At 64.5% G+C, this 14,024-nt stretch carries 17 protein-coding genes; 7 read left to right on the top strand and 10 right to left on the bottom strand.

The window, feature by feature from the left end; genetic code table 11:
• Positions 1–12: 12 nt before the first annotated feature.
• Positions 13–1,005 (bottom strand): porphobilinogen synthase, encoded by a 993-nt coding sequence (gene hemB, locus MKI88_RS00220; RefSeq protein ID WP_241628166.1) that lies wholly within the window; start codon positions 1,003–1,005, stop codon positions 13–15.
• A 78-nt stretch (positions 1,006–1,083) separates the two neighbouring features.
• Here hemB and MKI88_RS00215 point away from each other — a divergent pair, with 78 nt between their 5' ends.
• A complete protein-coding gene (locus MKI88_RS00215; protein ID WP_241628164.1) occupies positions 1,084–1,977 on the top strand; it encodes a diacylglycerol kinase family protein in 894 nt (297 codons plus the stop codon).
• 324 nt (positions 1,978–2,301) lie between these two features.
• On the opposite strand, the gene MKI88_RS00210 is transcribed toward MKI88_RS00215, so the two are convergent.
• The 5 genes from MKI88_RS00210 to petA all read right to left on the bottom strand — a co-directional run bounded on the left by MKI88_RS00210 (position 2,302) and on the right by petA (position 6,485).
• Positions 2,302–3,024 (bottom strand): peptidase, encoded by a 723-nt coding sequence (locus MKI88_RS00210; RefSeq protein ID WP_241628162.1) that lies wholly within the window; start codon positions 3,022–3,024, stop codon positions 2,302–2,304.
• 166 nt (positions 3,025–3,190) lie between these two features.
• Positions 3,191–3,739 carry an adenine phosphoribosyltransferase gene (locus tag MKI88_RS00205; RefSeq protein WP_241628160.1) on the bottom strand — a complete coding sequence of 183 codons (549 nt, stop codon included), beginning with the start codon at positions 3,737–3,739 and terminating at the stop codon, positions 3,191–3,193.
• A 13-nt stretch (positions 3,740–3,752) separates the two neighbouring features.
• Complete coding sequence (locus MKI88_RS00200) at positions 3,753–4,595, bottom strand: cytochrome c1 (protein WP_241628158.1); 843 nt, start codon at positions 4,593–4,595, stop codon at positions 3,753–3,755.
• Positions 4,596–4,609: 14 nt separating this feature from the next.
• Complete coding sequence (locus MKI88_RS00195; RefSeq protein WP_241628156.1) at positions 4,610–5,902, bottom strand: cytochrome b/b6; 1,293 nt, start codon at positions 5,900–5,902, stop codon at positions 4,610–4,612.
• Positions 5,903–5,915: 13 nt separating this feature from the next.
• Positions 5,916–6,485 carry a ubiquinol-cytochrome c reductase iron-sulfur subunit gene (petA, locus tag MKI88_RS00190; protein ID WP_241628154.1) on the bottom strand — a complete coding sequence of 190 codons (570 nt, stop codon included), beginning with the start codon at positions 6,483–6,485 and terminating at the stop codon, positions 5,916–5,918.
• Positions 6,486–6,692: 207 nt separating this feature from the next.
• Between petA and MKI88_RS00185 the strand changes: the two genes are divergently transcribed.
• From MKI88_RS00185 to MKI88_RS00175, 3 genes are read left to right on the top strand one after another with little or no spacing between them, the layout of a single operon-like run.
• Entirely contained in the window at positions 6,693–7,142 is a 450-nt protein-coding gene (locus MKI88_RS00185; RefSeq protein ID WP_241628151.1) for a tRNA (cytidine(34)-2'-O)-methyltransferase, read from the top strand.
• Complete coding sequence (gene hemF, locus MKI88_RS00180; protein WP_241628150.1) at positions 7,139–7,981, top strand: oxygen-dependent coproporphyrinogen oxidase; 843 nt, start codon at positions 7,139–7,141, stop codon at positions 7,979–7,981. The genes MKI88_RS00185 and hemF overlap by 4 nt, the downstream gene beginning before the upstream one ends.
• Positions 7,972–8,559: a GNAT family N-acetyltransferase gene (locus MKI88_RS00175; protein WP_241628148.1), complete on the top strand. Its 588-nt coding sequence runs from the start codon at positions 7,972–7,974 to the stop codon at positions 8,557–8,559. The genes hemF and MKI88_RS00175 overlap by 10 nt, the downstream gene beginning before the upstream one ends.
• A 631-nt stretch (positions 8,560–9,190) precedes the next feature.
• Here the strand turns inward: MKI88_RS00175 and MKI88_RS00170 are convergent.
• Entirely contained in the window at positions 9,191–9,955 is a 765-nt protein-coding gene (locus MKI88_RS00170) for a hypothetical protein (protein WP_241628146.1), read from the bottom strand.
• Between the two features lie 101 nt (positions 9,956–10,056).
• On the opposite strand from MKI88_RS00170, the gene lipB reads away from it, so the two are divergent.
• The 3 genes from lipB to MKI88_RS00155 all read left to right on the top strand — a co-directional run bounded on the left by lipB (position 10,057) and on the right by MKI88_RS00155 (position 11,957).
• Positions 10,057–10,716, top strand: a complete 660-nt coding sequence (gene lipB, locus MKI88_RS00165) for a lipoyl(octanoyl) transferase LipB (protein ID WP_241628145.1) — start codon at positions 10,057–10,059, stop codon at positions 10,714–10,716.
• A gap of 85 nt (positions 10,717–10,801) precedes the next feature.
• The gene (locus MKI88_RS00160) at positions 10,802–11,107 is read left to right on the top strand and encodes a hypothetical protein (RefSeq protein ID WP_241628143.1); all 306 of its coding nucleotides are present in this window, start codon (positions 10,802–10,804) and stop codon (positions 11,105–11,107) included.
• A gap of 196 nt (positions 11,108–11,303) precedes the next feature.
• Entirely contained in the window at positions 11,304–11,957 is a 654-nt protein-coding gene (locus MKI88_RS00155; RefSeq protein ID WP_241628141.1) for a hypothetical protein, read from the top strand.
• Between the two features lie 24 nt (positions 11,958–11,981).
• Here MKI88_RS00155 and queE read toward each other — a convergent pair whose 3' ends face one another.
• The 3 genes from queE to MKI88_RS00140 all read right to left on the bottom strand — a co-directional run bounded on the left by queE (position 11,982) and on the right by MKI88_RS00140 (position 13,961).
• Entirely contained in the window at positions 11,982–12,614 is a 633-nt protein-coding gene (queE, locus tag MKI88_RS00150) for a 7-carboxy-7-deazaguanine synthase (RefSeq protein ID WP_241628139.1), read from the bottom strand.
• Complete coding sequence (queC, locus tag MKI88_RS00145) at positions 12,611–13,303, bottom strand: 7-cyano-7-deazaguanine synthase QueC (RefSeq protein ID WP_241628136.1); 693 nt, start codon at positions 13,301–13,303, stop codon at positions 12,611–12,613. The genes queE and queC overlap by 4 nt, the downstream gene beginning before the upstream one ends.
• A 238-nt stretch (positions 13,304–13,541) precedes the next feature.
• Complete coding sequence (locus tag MKI88_RS00140; RefSeq protein ID WP_241628134.1) at positions 13,542–13,961, bottom strand: hypothetical protein; 420 nt, start codon at positions 13,959–13,961, stop codon at positions 13,542–13,544.
• Positions 13,962–14,024 lie beyond the last annotated feature (63 nt).

Genomic DNA, 14,024 nt, shown 5'->3' with positions numbered 1-14,024 from the left:
TTTAACCCCAACTCAGCGCTGAAGCAGTCGCGCGGCGTGGGCTGCGTGATAGGTGAGCACGCCCGAACAGCCCGCGCGCTTGAACGCCATCAGTGTTTCCAGAACCATCGCGTCGCGATCGGCGGCGCCCGCGGCGACGGCGGTCTCGATCATCGCGTATTCGCCCGACACCTGATAGGCGAAGACGGGCACCTGGAAGGTGTCCTTCACGCGGCGGATGATGTCGAGATAGGGCAACCCCGGCTTCACCATCACGCTGTCCGCGCCCTCGATCAGATCGGCCTCGACCTCGCGCAGCGCCTCCTCGGCATTGGCGGGATCCATCTGATAGGTCTTCTTGTCGCCCTTCAGCAGCCCCCGCGAACCTACCGCATCGCGGAAGGGACCGTAGAATGCCGAGGCGTATTTGGCCGAATAGGCCATGATCTGGACGTTGACGAAGCGCTCGTCCTCGAGCGCCTCGCGGATCGCGCCGACGCGGCCGTCCATCATGTCGGAGGGCGCGATGATGTCCGCGCCCGCGCGCGCCTGGTTGAGCGCCTGTTTTACCAGGACCTCGCTTGTCTCGTCGTTGAGCACATAGCCGGCTTCATCGACCAGCCCGTCATGGCCGTGCGCGGTATAGGGATCGAGCGCGACGTCGGTAAGGATGCCGATCTCGGGCACGGCATCCTTGATTGCGCGCGTCGCGCGGCACATCAGATTGTCGGGATTGAGCGCCTCGGCGCCATCCTGGCTGCGCAGCCCGTGCGGCGTGTTGGGAAACAGCGCGAGGCACGGAATGCCAAGGTCATGCGCTTCGCGCGCACGCTCGACCATCAGGTCGACCGACCAGCGCGACACGCCGGGCAGGCTCGCCACCGGCTCCTCCTGCCCCTGCCCTTCGCAGACGAAGAGCGGCCAGATCAGATCGGCGGGGGTCAGCACCGTCTCGGCGTGGAGCGCGCGGCTCCAGGCGGTGGCACGGGGACGACGAAGGCGGAGCGCGGGGAAGGATGCAGTCATGGCGCTACGCTTTCGACCATCGCGCGAGTCGGTGCAAGTTGCTTGCGCCAACAGCGAATTTGACGCGTTATGCGCGCGATGCGCACCATTCGTTCCGCGGCCCTGATCGTCAACGCCAAGTCGCGCAAGGGTCGCAAGCTCTTTCGCAGGGCGCGCGAACTCGCAAAGAGGCTCGATTTTCCGGTCAAGGCCTATGCCGTGCGCAAGCCAACCATGCTCGACGCAACGGTCAGGCGCGCGCTCGACGAGAATCCCGATCTGCTGATCCTCGGCGGCGGCGACGGGACGATCAGCGGCCTCGTCGACCATCTTGTCGGGCACGGCGCCGCGCTCGGCGTACTGCCGCTGGGGACCGCCAACAGCTTCGCGCGCACGCTCGGCATCCCGCTCGACCTCGAGGGTGCGATGGACGTGATCCGCACGGGTCATTTCCGGCGAATCGACCTCGGCAGGATCGACGGCGACTATTTCGCCAACTGCGCCGCGATCGGAATCTCTCCGCTGATCGCCGAGACCGTGCCGCACGGGCTGAAGGCATGGCTCGGGCGCTTCGGCTATCTGCTCTGGGCGAGCTGGCAGTTCTTCCACTTCAAGCCGTTCACGCTGATCGTCGGCGAAGGGGCGGATGCCAAAAGATTGAAAGTGGTCGAGGTGCGCATCGCAAATGGCGGCCACCATGGCGGCACCGAACTGGTCGACGACGCCCGACCCGACAGCGGCGAGATTGTGGTCCAGGCGGTGACGGGTCATGTGAAGCGCCACCTGATCTGGAACTGGTTTACCAGCTTCTTCCGGCTGGAAGCGCGCAAGGAAACGGTCGAGAGTTTCGCCGGGCAGCGGCTGCACATCGCGACCGAACCGCCGCTCGCCATCTCGATCGACGGCGAGGTGCTGGCGAAGACACCCGTCACCGCGACGATCGCCGCGGGGATCATCGAGGTGGCGGCGCCGCCGCCCCGATCCGCGCCTTAGATTCACGAATCCGCCTCTTAGATTCACAAACTTCTCACAAAGCGCCATGTCGATCCTTCCCCGCCACGAGGCCGGCATAACGAGCCGGGCGCGGAACATGACATGAACATGATGTGTAGGACAGCGGCGGCGCGATGTGCGGCACGGGGCTGAGCGGACTGGCGGCTGGCGGCCCTGAGATCGACCACCGGCGAGAGCATCACCGCGCAGGCGAGCGAACGATCGCTTCCAGACAGGGACCGCGATGGCGCGTTGACCGAGATCGGGTGCACGCAGCCCTTTCGCGTTAGACGTCGGGACACACCGCATTGCCGGCGTTAGCCCTCAATCCCGCTGGCGGGATCCGCCACCGCGACCGGTGCTGCTCCTCTCGCCCGAACGTGCGCGCGCCGACATGCCCCTGCCCTCGCCGCGCTCGACGCGCTGCGGCTGCGCACGCACTGCCTCGCTGCGCTGGCGCCCTGGGGACCGGTCGACACCGCGGCCCGGATCGGCGCGGTCCTGAGCACGCGGATCGCGACGGAAGCCGCCCCGATCCTGCCTGCTCACCGCAGATCGGTCTACGCCGCGGCCGGGGTTGGCAAAATCCTCGGCGCGCAGGTCACGCCTGGCATCGCCTCGGTCGCGGCGGAAATCGCGCCGGTCTTCGCCGCGCCATGCCGGACGACCGTCGGCGCGGCCGGGATTGGCGAGATCCCCCGCCTGCAGGTCACGACGGTAACCGCGCCAGTTTTCGCGCGGCCCGTCGTCATTGCCGCGCCATGCATGCCGGCGGCCTTCCCAGTGGCGGCGATGCCCGTCGGACCAGCGATGGCGATGGCCCTTGCGGTCATAAACATAATAACCGGCGCCCGGATAATAGAAGCCGTCATACCATCCATAATGGCGGGGATAATAATCGTCATAATACCAGGGGTCGTACCACCCGCCCGTGCCATAGCCGACCGAAACGCCGCCATAGCCATAGCCGTCATCATAGGCGCAGCCCGCGAGGCCCGCGGAGGCGGCAATGATCAGTACGAAGGTACGAAGGCGCGCCATATGCATGGGACTTCTCCAGCCATCCCCTGTCTTGCAAAGATGGTGGGCAATACGCGCTGAATACGGTCTGAACCGTTCGCGACAGGAAAGGCCGTGCGCTGAACGGGATAGGGCGTGGGGTTCAGAGCCTGATCGGTTGAAGTGGAAGCGTGAATCAGGCTCTATTCAAGGTCTAGTCGCCTTCGAAGGCGATCAGGCTGTGCGTCTCGACGCCGGCGTCGCGCAGTCGCGCCGCGCCGCCGAGATCGGGCAGGTCGATCACGAACAGCGCGCCCGCGACGACGCCGCCGTGATTGCGGATGAGCTCGGCGGTGGCCAGCACCGTGCCGCCCGTCGCGATCAGGTCGTCGACGATCAGGACGCGCGTCGCGGGCTGGAGGTCGTGCGCGTGCATCTCGAGCCGGTCGGTGCCGTATTCGAGCGCGTAATCGACGCCGACGGGCGTTCCGGGAAGCTTGCCGGGCTTGCGGATGGGAAGGATGCCGACGCCAAGCGCCTTGGCAAGCGCGGCGCCGAAAAGGAAGCCACGCGCCTCGACCGCGGCGATCAGGTCGAGCCGGAGCGGCTCGGCAACGGTCACAAGACGGTCGATGCAAACGGAAAAGCCTGCCCCGTCAAGGAGCAGGCTTGTGATATCCCGGAACTGGATCCCCGGCTTCGGAAAGTCGGGGATGGTCCGGATGAGCGCCTTCAGATCGTCATTGCCGCTGAAGGCGCTCATCGGCCGTGGTCTCTCAGTGCTTCTTGTCGCGCCAGATGTTCTGGTACGCCATGTAGGTCAGAACCGTGAGGAACAGCAGGAAGATCAGAACCGTGAGACCCGTGCTGTGACGGCTCTCCAGCTTGGGCTCCGCGGTCCAGGTGAGGAATGCCGAGACGTCCTTCGCCATCTGGTCGACGGTCGGTTTGGTGCCGTCCGAATAGCTGACCTGACCTTCGCTGGTGAGCGGCGGCGCCATCGCGAGGTTGAGGTTCGCGAAATACGGGTTGTAGTGCAGGCCAGCGCCGGTCTTGGAGTCGGGGAACTCCTTAAGAAGCTCCGCCGGCTGGTTCTGGAAGCCCGTCAGCAGCGAGTAGACGTAATTCGAGCCGTCGTGACGCGCCTTGGTGAGTAGCGAAAGATCGGGCGGCAGTGCGCCGGCATTGCCCGCACGCGCCGCGACTTCGTTCGCGAAGGGTGCCGGAATGCGATCGGCGGGGATCGACTTGCGCGTCGCCGCTTCACCCGTTTCGGGGTTGATCGACGGCGTTTCGACCGCCCATTCGCTCGCGATGGTCTTCACCTGGCCCTCGGAATAGCCGAGATCCTGGAGGTCGCGGAAGGAGACGAGGCGGAGCGAGTGGCACGCCGCGCAGACTTCCTTGTAGACCTGAAAACCACGCTGGAGCTGGCCACGGTCATATTTGCCGAGCGGGCCGTTGAACGACCAGTCGATCTTCTTGGGGTGAAGGTGGAACTCGTGCTCCGCGGTCGGCTGCGGCGGTTCCTTCACATAGGCTACCGCACCCCAGAGGAGCGACCAGAGCAGGACCCCGACAAAGCCGAGGCCGACGAGAAATCCGATAGGACGGACCATGTTGCGTGTACCCCTTATTCGGCCGGTGCGAGGGCGGCTTCGCCCGTCGACTGCCCGTGCTTAGCCAGCACGGCTTCGGTGATGGAATTCGGCAGCGGAAGCGGCCGTTCGATCCGCGAGATGATCGGGATGATGATCAGGAAGTGCGCGAAATAGTACGCCGACGCGATCTGCGAGATCATCACATAGGGCTCTTCAGCCGGCGCACCGCCGCAATAGCCGAGCACGGCGATGCAGGGGACGAGACCGAACCAGAAGAACTTCTTGAACACCGGACGATAACCACCCGAACGCACGGGCGACTTGTCGAGCCAGGGCAGGAAGAACAGCAGCAGGATCGACGCGAACATCGCGATCACGCCCCAGAGCTTCGCGGGCAGGATGAAGTCGACGGTGAAGGCGCGCAGGATCGCGTAGAAGGGCCAGAAATACCATTCGGGCACGATATGCGCGGGCGTCGAAAGCGGGTTGGCCGGGATATAATTGTCCGGGTGGCCGAGCGCGTTGGGCGCGAAGAAGAGCAGCACCGCAAACACGATCAGGAACACGCCGAGGCCGAGACCGTCCTTCGCCGTATAGTAGGGGTGGAAGGGAACGGTGTCCTGCGGCCCCTTCACGTCGACGCCGGTCGGGTTGTTCGAACCCGGAATGTGCAGCGCCCAGATGTGAAGGATGACCACGCCCACGATCACGAAGGGCAGCAGATAGTGGAGCGAGAAGAAGCGGTTGAGCGCGGCGTTATCCGGCGCGAAACCACCGAGCAGCCAGGTCTGGATCGGCTCGCCGACCAGCGGGATTGCACCGAACAGGCCGGTGATCACCTTGGCGCCCCAGAAGCTCATCTGACCCCAGGGAAGGACATAGCCCATGAAGGCGGTCGCCATCATGAGGAGGAAGATGACGAGGCCCAGCAGCCACACCATCTCGCGCGGAGCCTTGTAGGATCCGTAATAAAGGCCGCGGAAAATGTGGACATAGACGACGATGAAGAACATCGATGCGCCGTTGGCGTGCGCATAGCGCAGCAGCCAGCCCGAGTTCACGTCGCGCATGATGTGCTCGACCGAATCGAACGCCACCAGCCCGTTGGCCGCATAGTGCATCGCAAGCACGATGCCGGTGACCAGCTGGATGACCAGCGCGGCGCCCGCGAGGACGCCGAAATTCCACCAGTAGTTCAGGTTGCGCGGCACCGGATAACCGGGACCCGTCGCATTGTAGATCAGCCGCGGAATCGGCAGCTTTTCGTCCATATAGCGCATGAAGGGATGCTTCGGCGCATATTGCTCAGCCCAGGGAAAGCCCATCTCTATCTACCCCTCAACCGACCTGAACGACGGTATCTGTCGTGAATGCATATTCCGGCACCTCGAGATTCTTCGGGGCCGGGCCTTTGCGGATGCGACCCGCGGTGTCGTAGTGCGAGCCATGGCAGGGGCAGAAATATCCGCCGAACTCGCCCTTGATCTCACCCTCGCCCGCGCCCAGCGGCACGCAGCCCAGGTGCGTGCAGACGCCCATGGTGATGAGCCACTGCTGCTTGCCTTCCTTGGTGCGCTCCACGAGTGTCTCAGGATCGCGCAGCGCGTCAAGCGCCACCGCATCGGCCTCCGCGATTTCCTTCTCGGTCAGGTGACGCACGAAAAGCGGCTGCTTGCGGAAGATCGTCTTGATCGCCTGGCCAGGCTGGATCTGCGAGATGTCGACCTCGATCGAGGCCAGCGCCAGCACGTCGGCCGACGGATTCATCTGGTTGACGAGCGGCAGGACCACAGCGGCCGTGCCAACGCCGGCGAAACTCACCGCCGCGATATTGATGAAGTCCCGGCGCCTGACGCCCTCGTCGGAGGGGGCGGCCTCGGCCGGTCCGGTTGTTTCAAGCGTAGCCATTCACCTGCCCTTGCGCTTCGAATCGAATTGCCGAGGCCAGCGGCTCATTGCCGTTGAGCAAATAACCAGACCCCTGCACGACCGCCCTCGTGCCCTATTACGGGTCTCCCGGCGGTTCACGCGCCTGATAGCCAAGGAATCATCAAAAAGCCAACAGCCAATTTGACCGGCTTGTGACGCAGCGCGCCGCTGCTTAAGGCGAGCGCCATGCGGATCGCGCTCTATCAGCCAGAGATCGCCGGAAACGTGGGCGCAATCCTGCGTCTTTCGGCGTGTTTCGGCGTGCCCGTCGATATCATCGAACCCTGCGGATTCGCCTTTTCGGACAAGCGACTCGCGCGCGCGGGAATGGATTACGCCGCCGAGGCCGAAATCAGGCGCCATGCCGACTGGGATGCATTCGAATCTGTCCGCACAGGACGGCTTGCGCTGATGACGACACGGGGCAGCGTTTCGCTCTATGACGCCGCCTTCCGCCCCGACGATATCATCCTGCTGGGCTCCGAGGGCGCGGGCGTGCCGGATGCGGTGCACGAACGCGCCGACCTGCGCATCCGCATCCCGCTGCGCGCAGGCTTCCGCTCCTTGAATGTCGGCATGTCGGCCGGCATCGCGCTCGCCGAGGCGCTCAGGCAAACGAAAGGCTTACCCCAATGATCGAGCTCGATTCCGAACAACAGGCCGCGCGCGACTGGTTCGAACGCCTGCGCGACAGTATCTGTGCGGAGTTCGAGGCGATCGAGCGCGAAGCCGGCAGCGACGCCGCCTTTGACTATATCGCATGGGATCGCACCGACCCGAGCGGCGAACCCGGCGGTGGTGGCGTGCGCGGCGTGATGAAGGGCCGCGTGTTCGAAAAGGTCGGCGTCAACGTCTCGACCGTCGGCGGCAGCCTCGACGGCGACTTCGCCAAGACCATACACGGGGCGGCAGAGGATCCCGGTTTCTTCGCGACGGGCATCAGTCTGGTCGCGCACATGGCCAACCCGCACGTGCCCGCGGTCCACATGAACACGCGCTTCCTCGTCACGACAAAGCGATGGTTCGGCGGCGGCGCCGATCTCAACCCGCCCATTCCCTATGACGAGGATACGCGCGACTTCCACGCGCGGCTGAAGACGGCGTGCGATGCGCATGACCCGGCGCATTATCCGCGCTTCAGCAAATGGGCCGACGACTATTTCTACATCCCGCACCGCCAGGTGCATCGCGGCGTCGGCGGCATTTTCTACGATCACCTCGAAGGTGATTTCGACGCCAATTTCGCGTTCACCCGCGCGGTCGGCGAGGCGTTTCTCGACATCTTCCCGCAGATCGTGCGGCGGCGCATGGGCATGTCGTGGACAACCACCGAAAAGGCGCAGCAGCTCGAATGGCGTGGACGTTATGCCGAGTTCAATCTCGTCTATGACCGGGGCACGCTGTTCGGCCTGAAGACCGGCGGCAATATCGACGCGATCCTGATGAGCCTGCCCCCGGAGGCGACATGGGGCTGAGCGCGGTTCCCAAGGGGCAGGTCGCGGCGATCGTCACCTCGCTCGAAATGCTGACGCCTCCCGCGCGCAAGCCCCTGCCCGCCTCCCCGCTGCGTCTCGAACGCTGGAAGGCGCCACCGGTCGAGAAATATCGCGCGCTGTTCCGCCGTATCGGCGAGCCCTGGCTGTGGTTCTCGCGACTGATCATGGACGATGCGCGCCTGATCGACATCATCCATGACGAACGCGACGAGATCTATGCCGTGGTCGACGCGCAGGGCATCGAGGTCGGCATCCTGGAACTCGATTTTCGCGAGGAAGGTCAGTGCGAGCTGGGCTTTTTCGGGCTGGTGCCCGAGCTGTCGGGCAAGGGCCATGGCCGCTGGCTGATGGCGCAGGCCATGGCGCTGGGCTGGCGCAAGGGCGTGAAGCGACTGTGGGTGCATACGTGCACGCTCGATTCCCCCGGTGCGCTGAATTTCTACCGCCGCGAGGGCTTCGTCCCGTTTGCGCGCTCGGTCGAGACCTTCGACGATCCCCGCCTCCACGGCTGGCTGCCGCGCGAAGCTGCGCCGCATATTCCGATCATCGAGGGGTGACACGCAGACGGCGCTATGTCGTGAAGCCACCCAATGCTGGACGATCAACAGGATCGATGCGGCTCCCAAAAGCCGACAACTTTTATCGTCTCGGCCAAGTCTGAAATGGCCCCGGCAAACCTCCGACGGACCCAAAAATTAACGACCTCATCTGCAAAATGAGTAAGTTGGCCGATAAATGCGCCGCTTAACGTTTTGCGGAGAAGTGCCTTGGACCGGAAATCCTTCTTGCCGCTAGTGTTGCTGTCGTTGGCAGCCGCCACAACAGCAGGAGCGGTGCCTCTGGCACAGGTATTCGCCGAGCCCGCAAAATTTGCAGATCGGGAATTCATAACGTGTGGTGACTTTGATGCACTCACCGACCGAATTTACGTTCCCGATACGCACGACGGTCGGACGGGTCGCCCCGGTTTCAATCTCGACCTCCCCCACTTGCCATTGGGACCGTGCGTCAAAGCCATAATCATTCGTGACGCCAACTTTGACCCAAACATCGTCATTGCCGACGGACCCGGCGTATCGCGAGAATGGAAATTGAGAGTGCTCGGCACAGTCAAACCATAGGTCCGCAACTCAAGGTTTCGGCCAAAAAGCGGACCTTCCGCAATCCACGACAAAGCAGACATCAACGCTAGGCCAGCTGCGCGTAGATCCGCGCGATCGCGGCGGTCACGAAGACCGAGACGATCGCATTGAGCAGCCCGCTCAGAATCAGGATCAGCACCGCGGGCAGACTGCCGGGATCGGGCTGGCCGACGGCCAGCGACACGAAGATACCGCCGATCGCGTTGACCGCAATCGCGACGACGACCACGACGATCGTGACGACCATGAGAAAGCCGAGCAGCTTCCAGAAATGCCCTGCGGTGAGCGCCCAGCTCCGCCTGAGCATCGCAAACGGTCCGATCACCTCGTTTGCGCCCACCACATTGACCAGCATCAGCCGCACGCACACGAAAAGCAGCACCGGAATCGTCGCGAAGAGCAGCAGCCCGACCAGCCCCGCCCCGATCCCGACCTGCGCGCCTGCAGAGGCGACCGCGATCGGCGTCGCGATCAGCGCGACGACGAGCCCGAACAGGAAGATCGCACCGAACACAGGCAGCACGCGACGCGACGCGCCGGCGATCGCATCCTTGACGATGGTGCCGGGGTGCAGCGCCATGATCGTGAGCGTCAACGTTCCGAGCAGCGTCACGAGCAACATCGGCAGGAAGAAGAGCGGCCAGAAGCTGGGCTCGGATTGCTCGCCGGGCACGGGTACGGGCGCGGTCGCCTGGAACAGGATGCTCGGCAGCGCGATCAGCGCGAACGCCACGGGAAAAAGGAGCGATCCCTCACGCTTCACGAAGGCCGAGGCTTCGTTCCACGCCGCCGAGATCGATAGGGTTTTCATGAGAATCCTTCCTGTTGCCCGAGGCCGCTTATGCGCAAAGCCGCGTTGACGCACAATCCGCCCCTTGCCAGCGCGCCGGACGAGCGCCAATTAGCCGGGCAATGACCGATATTTCCGCGATCGAATGGCTGCAAAGCACGGGCCATGTGCCCTATCCCGAGGCCTTGGCGGACATGGAGGCGCGCGCGACCGCAATCTATGCCGGCGAGGCCGGCGAGCGGGTCTGGCTGCTCGAACACCCGCCGCTCTACACCGCGGGCACGAGTGCAGACCCCGCCGAACTTCTCGACCCGCGCTTTCCCGTCTATCCGGCGGGGCGTGGCGGGCGCTACACTTATCACGGCCCGGGCCAGCGTGTCGGCTATGTCCAGCTCAACCTCGCCAATCGCGGGCGCGACGTACGCTGCTTCGTGAGCGCGCTCGAGGGTTGGGTGATCGCGGCGCTTGGCGAACTCGGCGTCGAGGCGTGGCGCGCACCCGGACGGATCGGCATCTGGACCGACGACAAGGGCCGCGAGGCCAAGATCGGTGCGATCGGCGTGCGCGTGCGACGCTGGGTGACGCTGCACGGCTTTTCGCTGAACGTCGATCCCGATCTGACGCATTTCGGCGGTATCGTGCCCTGCGGGATTGCCGAACATCCCGTGACCAGCCTCGCTGCGCTTGGCAGAAATCCGGGCATGGATGCGGTGGATACAGCGCTCAGGCGCAACTTTCCCGCCTTCCTTGCCTCGCTGGACTGCGCAGAAAGAAGCAGTTGAGGCGCTTCAACTTTCTGTTTAGTCTCCGCGGCGATTTGGCAGAAGGCCACAGGCCACCAGATCAAGGGCAAATAGGGAGTTTGAAATGCGTGACATTCTCGCAAAGCTGTTGACCGGCTCGATGATGGCCGGCGCGGCGCTGATGGTTTCGGCTTGCGGTAAAACCGAGCCCGTGACCAACGACACCGCCAATGCCGTTGAGATGAATGCCGAAGATTCGATGATGAACGGCACCACCAGCGACATGATGACCAACACCGACGCCGCGATGGCCAATGATGCAGGCATGGCCGCCGATGCTGCCAATGCCGCTGCCAATGCCAGCAACGCCGCGGCGAACGTCGCCAACGCTGCTGCGAACGTGGCAACCAACGCTACCAACGCGAATTAAGCCGCGTTTCCGAATTGGTGGACAGGGCCGTCCGGCGATCCGGGCGGCCTTTTTAATGGAGCGCCCGGCCCGGCGCAGAAAAAGAGGCCCAAACGTGCCCGACAGCGGACGAATACCGACTTCGCGCTTGAGCCGGACTCGCAAAGAATCTAGGCATGTTTGCATGTTCGGGGTCGCGAATTTCAGGCGGGAAAAGATGATGACGGGGATCAGGGCCGCGGCGATAGCCGTAGCGGCATTCGGTTTGACAATGGCAGCGCCGGCATCGGCGCAGATCTTCCTGAAATCACCGAATTTTGCGGGCGCGCGCGTGACGGGAGCCGAACCGGGGGTGCTGCTGCCGCTGCCCGATGCGCGCCCCGAAGAGCTGCGCGCGGCGATGGTCTGGAGCATGCGCGCGGGATTGAACGTCGCTGCGCTGCAATGCCAGTTCGCACCCACGCTGCTGACGCTCAACCAGTATAACTACATCCTCGCCGATCATTCGGCCGAGCTGGCCAAGTCCTATGAGACGCTGCACGGCTATTTCAAGCGCAGGAACAAGAACCCCAAGGCCGCGCTGACCGCGCTCGATCAATATGGCACGCGCACCTATCTGGGCTTTTCGACGGTGCACGGCCAGCTTGGCTTCTGCCTGACCGCAAGCCGGATCGGCAGCGCGGCGATGTTCGCGCCCAAAAATGGTCTCGCAGAGCTCGCCGCCGCGCGGATGATGGAGTTCCGCAACAGCCTGAAGCCCGCGGGCGAACAGCAGTTCCCGATGTTCCTGGTCTATGACCAGCAGCGCCTGCCGCGTCTCGACAAGGCATGCTGGGACGGCAAGAATCAGTTGAAGAAGAACTGCCGCTGACCACACGACCGGCGCTTGGGCAGGCTATCTCAGCCCGAGCAGCTTGTGCGTCTGGAGCGAGAGCCGCCATCTGGGCCGCGCCATGGCAAAGTCGATCGCCGCGCGGACATTGGCCTCGCCACGCGCATCGTCCATCGGCTGGATCAGGAAGTGGCGGAAGTCCCAGCCTTCCATCGCCTCGAAATCGCTGCCTGGCTGGGGCCAGACCAGCTTCAGTTCGTCGCCGGAACGCTGGACGACCTCGCTGCCCGCCTTGGGGCTGACGCAGATCCAGTCGAGCCCCGCGGGCGCCGCGATGGTGCCGTTGGTCTCCACCGCGATCTCGAAGCCCTCGGCGTGGAGCGCGTCGATCAGCGGCGTGTCGAGCTGGAGCAGCGGCTCTCCGCCCGTGCAGACGATATAGGCGCGCGCGCGATCCTCGCCCCAGAGCGCAGCGACGGCGCGTGCAAGCGCAGCTGCGTCGGCGAACTTGCCACCGCCGGTGCCGTCGGTTCCAACGAAATCGGTGTCGCAGAACTGGCAAATCGCCTTTTCGCGGTCCTGCTCGCGCCCCGTCCAGAGATTGCACCCCGCAAAGCGCAGGAACACGGCGCGGCGTCCCGCGCGCTGCCCCTCGCCCTGAAGCGTGAGGAACATTTCCTTGACCGCGTAGGTCATGGTGCGCCCGTGTCGACCAGTCCGGCGTCCGCGAAACCCTTGGCGCGCAGGCGGCAGCTGTCGCACTGGCCGCAGGGCTTGCCCTCGGGCGTCGGGTCGTAGCACGACCAGCTCAGGCCGCTCTCGAGCCCCAGCCGCGCGGCCTCGCGCGCGATCTCGGCCTTGCCGAAATGCTGGAGCGGGGCGTGGATCCTGAAGGGCTGCCCCTCGACGCCCGCCTTGGTGGCAAGCTCGGCCAGTCGCTCGAAGCCCTCGATGAATTCGGGACGGCAATCGGGATACCCTGAATAATCCAGCGCATTGACGCCGACGAAGATGTCGCGCGCGCCCGCGGCCTCCGCCCAGCCGAGCGCGACCGAGAGGAAGATCGTATTGCGGGCCGGAACATAGGTGACGGGGATCGCCCCGTCTTCGACGCCATCCTTGGGCACGGCGATGTCGTCGGTCAGCGCCGATCCGCCGAAGCCGCGCAAGTCGAGCGGCAGGACGATGTGACGTTCGGCACCGATCGTTTTCGCGATGCGCGCCGCTGCTTCGAGTTCGATGCGGTGGCGCTGGTTATAGTCGATGGTGAGCGCGAGTACGCTGAAGCCCGCTTCCTTCGCCAGCCCTGCACAGACCATCGAATCCAGTCCGCCCGAGAGCAGCACCACTGCGCGCCTGACGCCATTCGTTGCATTGCTATCCATGATGCGCGGCGCGCTACGCCTTGCGTGCCGCGCTGGCAAGGGCCGACCTTGATAGTATCAGGCCGAATGACGGGTTCGGGCTGAAGCGGCAATCAGGCTCAAAAACAACGGGCCGCGTCCTGAAGAGGAAGCGGCCCAGTTCCGGCCTTGCGGCCTGCTAGGGAGGAAAGCGTGTCGAACCCGACACAAGGCATATCCTAACCAATAATGGTAAACGACGCGTTAACGGCGGTGGCCATCAGCCGCAATTGCCCAAGCGGCGCCCCTCATAGGTGACGTTGAAGGGCGAATTGTCCGCGATCCCCTGCGAATCGATCTGGATAAGCCGGCTGCTTTCGAGGCGGATCGTGGTGCGACCATGGCCGGCGCCGGGGCATGTATAATGCACCGTCGCGCGATCGGGCTTGCTGTCGATCACGAAACGCGAACAGGCGGTTCCGCCATGACGGATCTGGATCAGCGCGAATGCGTCGGCAACGCAGATCCTGCGTAGCGCGGCGCTCGACCCGCGCTCGCGCAATTCCCACATCCCCTTCTCGATCCCGGCGAGCGCGGGCAGCGCCGGTGCGTGCGCAGGCTGCCAGGCGGCAGGGGCCGCGGCCGCGGTCAACGCGCCAACCGCAAACAGCGAAAAACGGGACAGGGACGCACGCTTCATTCCGACTTTCCTCAATACCGACCAAAGCCGGCCCGTCGCGGCGGCGATCCCAGATGCCGCGGC

It is taken from the genome of Sphingomonas sp. LaA6.9 (assembly GCF_022601895.1).
GTDB lineage: Bacteria > Pseudomonadota > Alphaproteobacteria > Sphingomonadales > Sphingomonadaceae > Sphingobium_A.
Note: the sequence above shows the minus strand (reverse complement) of the source record. Positions and strands in the feature narration are given on the sequence as shown.

What these genes read in the sequence shown, in the direction of transcription:
- hemB (WP_241628166.1), bottom strand. Translation starts at nt 1,005, where the DNA reads ATGACTGCATCCTTCCCCGCGCTCCGCCTTCGTCGTCCCCGTGCCACC.
- MKI88_RS00215 (WP_241628164.1), top strand. Translation starts at nt 1,084, where the DNA reads ATGCGCACCATTCGTTCCGCGGCCCTGATCGTCAACGCCAAGTCGCGC.
- MKI88_RS00210 (WP_241628162.1), bottom strand. Translation starts at nt 3,024, where the DNA reads ATGCATATGGCGCGCCTTCGTACCTTCGTACTGATCATTGCCGCCTCC.
- MKI88_RS00205 (WP_241628160.1), bottom strand. Translation starts at nt 3,739, where the DNA reads ATGAGCGCCTTCAGCGGCAATGACGATCTGAAGGCGCTCATCCGGACC.
- MKI88_RS00200 (WP_241628158.1), bottom strand. Translation starts at nt 4,595, where the DNA reads ATGGTCCGTCCTATCGGATTTCTCGTCGGCCTCGGCTTTGTCGGGGTC.
- MKI88_RS00195 (WP_241628156.1), bottom strand. Translation starts at nt 5,902, where the DNA reads ATGGGCTTTCCCTGGGCTGAGCAATATGCGCCGAAGCATCCCTTCATG.
- petA (WP_241628154.1), bottom strand. Translation starts at nt 6,485, where the DNA reads ATGGCTACGCTTGAAACAACCGGACCGGCCGAGGCCGCCCCCTCCGAC.
- MKI88_RS00185 (WP_241628151.1), top strand. Translation starts at nt 6,693, where the DNA reads ATGCGGATCGCGCTCTATCAGCCAGAGATCGCCGGAAACGTGGGCGCA.
- hemF (WP_241628150.1), top strand. Translation starts at nt 7,139, where the DNA reads ATGATCGAGCTCGATTCCGAACAACAGGCCGCGCGCGACTGGTTCGAA.
- MKI88_RS00175 (WP_241628148.1), top strand. Translation starts at nt 7,972, where the DNA reads ATGGGGCTGAGCGCGGTTCCCAAGGGGCAGGTCGCGGCGATCGTCACC.
- MKI88_RS00170 (WP_241628146.1), bottom strand. Translation starts at nt 9,955, where the DNA reads ATGAAAACCCTATCGATCTCGGCGGCGTGGAACGAAGCCTCGGCCTTC.
- lipB (WP_241628145.1), top strand. Translation starts at nt 10,057, where the DNA reads ATGACCGATATTTCCGCGATCGAATGGCTGCAAAGCACGGGCCATGTG.
- MKI88_RS00160 (WP_241628143.1), top strand. Translation starts at nt 10,802, where the DNA reads ATGCGTGACATTCTCGCAAAGCTGTTGACCGGCTCGATGATGGCCGGC.
- MKI88_RS00155 (WP_241628141.1), top strand. Translation starts at nt 11,304, where the DNA reads ATGATGACGGGGATCAGGGCCGCGGCGATAGCCGTAGCGGCATTCGGT.
- queE (WP_241628139.1), bottom strand. Translation starts at nt 12,614, where the DNA reads ATGACCTACGCGGTCAAGGAAATGTTCCTCACGCTTCAGGGCGAGGGG.
- queC (WP_241628136.1), bottom strand. Translation starts at nt 13,303, where the DNA reads ATGGATAGCAATGCAACGAATGGCGTCAGGCGCGCAGTGGTGCTGCTC.
- MKI88_RS00140 (WP_241628134.1), bottom strand. Translation starts at nt 13,961, where the DNA reads ATGAAGCGTGCGTCCCTGTCCCGTTTTTCGCTGTTTGCGGTTGGCGCG.